Source organism: Streptomyces phytophilus (assembly GCF_013870535.1).
In the GTDB taxonomy this organism is placed as follows: domain Bacteria; phylum Actinomycetota; class Actinomycetes; order Streptomycetales; family Streptomycetaceae; genus Streptomyces; species Streptomyces phytophilus.
Map to the genome: position 1 here is coordinate 1 of NZ_JACBXC010000602.1, position 3,633 is coordinate 3,633.

The following is a 3,633-nucleotide window of genomic DNA, read 5'->3' on the forward strand; positions in this document are numbered from 1 at the left end:
GGCCTCCCGCGGTTGCGGTGCGGGCCAACGGGCCGCCGTAGAAGGGGTGCACGACCCTTGACCCCCGTGAAAAGCATACTGTAGACAATATTCTGTCGACTAGGAAAGAGCCCCCGCGATCGCATCGCACGCAAGGGAGCCCGCCAGTGAAAGTCGCAGTTGTCGGCGCCGGAGCGATCGGCGCCTACGTCGGAGCCGCGCTCCACCGCGCCGGCGCCGACGTCCATCTCATCGCCCGCGGACCCCATCTCGCCGCCATGCGCCGCGCAGGCGTCAGCGTGCTCAGCCCGCGCGGCGACTTCACCGCCCGCCCGAAGGCGACGGACGACCCGGCGGCCGTGGGCCCCGTCGACTACGTCTTCCTCGGGCTGAAGGCGAACTCGTACGCCACCAGCGGCCCGCTCGTCCACCCGCTGCTGCACGACGGGACGGCGGTCGTCGCCGCCCAGAACGGCATCCCCTGGTGGTACTTCCACGGCCTGCCCGGCCCGTACGCGGGACAGCGCATCGAGAGCGTCGACCCCGGCGGCGCCGTCACCCGCACGCTGCCGCCCGAGCGCGCCATCGGCTGCGTCGTCTACGCCGCCACCGAACTGGCCGCCCCCGGCGTCGTACGCCACCTGGAGGGCACCCGCTTCTCCATCGGCGAACCCGGCGGCACCGTCAGCGCGCGCTGCCTCGACTTCAGCGACGCCATGGTGGCCGGCGGGCTCAAGTGCCCCGTCGAGGCCGACCTGCGCAACGACATCTGGATCAAGCTGCTCGGCAACATCTCGTTCAACCCGATCAGCGCGCTCACCCGCGCCACCATGGGCGAGATCGCCGGGCACACCGGCACCCGCGAGCTGGTCACGGCCATGATGCGGGAGACCCTGGAGGTCGCCGCCCGGCTCGGCAGCCGGCCCGGGATCTCCATCGAGCGCCGGCTCGACGGCGCCGCGCGCGTCGGCGACCACAAGACCTCCACGCTCCAGGACCTGGAGCGCGGCAAGCCGCTCGAACTCGACGTGCTGCTCGCCGCCGTGGTCGAACTGGCCGGCCTGACCGGCGTCCCCGTGCCGACCGTGCGCGCGATCGCGGCGGTGGCGGGCCTGCTGGCCGAGACGACGGCACGCACCCCGGCAGCGGACCCGGGCGACCGTGACGGCCGGGACGACCGGGACGGCCGGAGCAGCAGCAGCGACAGCACTCGGCAGAGCAGCCCGAGGGACCCCAGCAGCCAGGACACCGCCAGGAGCGCCCCATGAAGGACCGCAACCGCAACCGGACCCCGAAGCAGTACCCCCGGCTCACCCACCCCCTCGTCCGCGGCGCGGACGGCGAACTGCACCGGGCGACCTGGGAGGAGGCGCTCGACGCCGCCGCGCGCGGCTTCGCCGCGACCACGGACACGCACGGCCCCGACGCCTTCGGCATGTTCTCCTGCGCCCGCTCCACGAACGAGATGAACTACGTCGCGCAGAAGTTCACCCGCGTCGTCATCGGCACCAACAACGTCGACTCCTGCAACCGCACCTGCCACGCCCCCAGCGTCGCGGGCCTGTCCGCCGTCTTCGGCTCCGGCGGCGGCACGTCCTCGTACGCGGAGGTCGAGGAGACCGACCTGATCGTGATGTGGGGCTCCAACGCCCGCTTCGCGCACCCGATCTTCTTCCAGCACGTGCTGAAGGGCATCCGCAACGGCGCCCGGATGTACGCCGTCGACCCGCGCCGCACCGGCACCGCCGAGTGGGCCGACCGCTGGCTCGGCCTCGACGTCGGCACCGACATCCCCCTCGCCCACGCCGTCGGCCGCGAGATCATCCACGCCGGCCTCGCCAACGCCGCGTTCGTCGAACGGGCCACCAGCGGCTACGAGGAGTACGCCGCCGCCGTCGAGCCCTGGACCCTCGCCGCCGCCGAGCAGGTCACCGGCGTCCCCGCCGAGGCGATCCGCGAACTGGCGCACGCGTACGCCACGGCGGAACGCGCCCAGCTGTGCTGGACCCTCGGCATCACCGAGCACCACAACGCCACCGACAACGTCCGCGCCCTGATCAACCTCGCCCTCCTCACCGGCCACGTCGGCCGGCACGGCAGCGGACTGCAGCCGCTGCGCGGGCAGAACAACGTCCAGGGCGGCGGCGACATGGGCGCCATCCCCAACCGGCTGCCCGGCTTCCAGGACATCCTCCAGCCGGCCGTGCGGGAGCGCTTCGAGACCGCCTGGGACGCCGTCATCCAGCCCCGCTACGGCCTGAACCTCACCGAGATGCTCGACGGCATCGAGCGCGGCACGCTCAAGGCGGTCTACTGCATCGGCGAGAACCCCGCGCAGTCCGAGGCCGACAACGAGCACACCGTGCAGCGCCTGCGCGCCCTCGACCACCTCGTCGTCCAGGACATCTTCCTGACGAAGACCGCCCTGCTCGCCGACGTCGTGCTGCCCGCCTCCGCCGCCTGGTGCGAGACCGAGGGCACCACGACCAACAGCGAGCGGCGCGTCCAGCGCGTCCGCAAGGCCGTCCGCCCGCCCGGCGAGGCGCGCGACGACATCGACATCCTCTGCGACCTGGCGCGCCGCCTGGGCCACGACTGGAAGTACGGCGAGGCACAGGAGGTCTGGGACGAGCTGCGCGCGGTCTCGCCGGACCACGCGGGCATGACGTACGCGCGCCTGGAGGAGCACCAGGGCATCCAGTGGCCCTGCCCCAGCGAGGACCGGCTGGAGCCGACGTACCTGCACGGCCGGCTCTGGGAGGCCGACCCGCAGCGCCGCGGCGTGCGCGCGGCCTTCGGCCCGGTCCTGCACTCCCCGCCGGTGGACCTGCTGGACGACGAGTACCCGCTGCGGCTCACCACCGGCCGGCGGCTCGACTCGTACAACACGGGCGTGCAGTCCAGCGGCTTCGCCTCGCCGCTGCGGCGCGGCGAGAACATCGAGCTGTCCCCGGAGGACGCGGCGGCCTACGGCGTCGCCCACGGCGAGGAGGTCCGCGTCAGCTCGCGCCGCGGCTCGGTCGTCGCCCCGGTGTGGATCGACGCGGGGCTGCGGCCGGGGCTGGCGTTCATGACGCTGCACTTCCCGGACGAGGTCGACACCAACCAGCTGACGATCGAGGCGACCTGCCCGATCGCGGGCACGGCGGAGTACAAGGCGGCGGCGGTACGGATCGACAGGCTGACGGCGGCCGCCGACCGGCAGGCGGTGCCGTCGTGGACCTGAAGTACACCGACGCCAAGCCCACCGACGCCGAACGCGCCGCCGTGGACGGACTGCTGGGCCCGGCCCCCTCCGGCTGGGAGGGCGGCGAGCGCGACGCGGCGGACCTGCGCTGGGCCAGGGGCGGCCACGAGGCGCGCGATCGCAGGGACCTGCTGCTGCCGGCCCTGCACGCGGTCAACGACCGGGTGGGCTGGCTCAGCGAGGGCGCGCTGGACTACATCTGCCGCCGCCTCACGGTCCCTCCCGCGGAGGCGTACGGGGTGGCGACGTTCTACGCGATGTTCTCGCTGCGGCCCCGCCCGGCGACGGTGCTGCACGTCTGCACGGACATCGCGTGCGCGGCGCGGGGGTCGAAGGGCCTGACGGACGCCCTGACGTCCCGCCTGGGCCCCGCGGGCGGCGCTGCGGACGGCGCGGTATGGCAGGAG

Annotated in this window: 3 protein-coding genes; all 3 read left to right on the forward strand. The window is 73.6% G+C overall.

The genetic code is table 11. The features are described from left to right. Positions 1-146 precede the first annotated feature (146 nt). Positions 147-1,247: a 2-dehydropantoate 2-reductase gene (locus H5J30_RS22040; protein WP_181789120.1), complete on the forward strand. Its 1,101-nt coding sequence runs from the start codon at positions 147-149 to the stop codon at positions 1,245-1,247. After that, positions 1,244-3,205: a molybdopterin oxidoreductase family protein gene (locus H5J30_RS22045; protein WP_181789121.1), complete on the forward strand. Its 1,962-nt coding sequence runs from the start codon at positions 1,244-1,246 to the stop codon at positions 3,203-3,205. Before H5J30_RS22040 ends, H5J30_RS22045 begins: the two co-directional genes overlap by 4 nt. Further along, positions 3,196-3,633 (forward strand): NADH-quinone oxidoreductase subunit NuoE family protein (locus H5J30_RS22050; protein WP_181789122.1); only part of this gene is annotated, 438 nt, incomplete at its 3' end. The genes H5J30_RS22045 and H5J30_RS22050, both read left to right, overlap by 10 nt.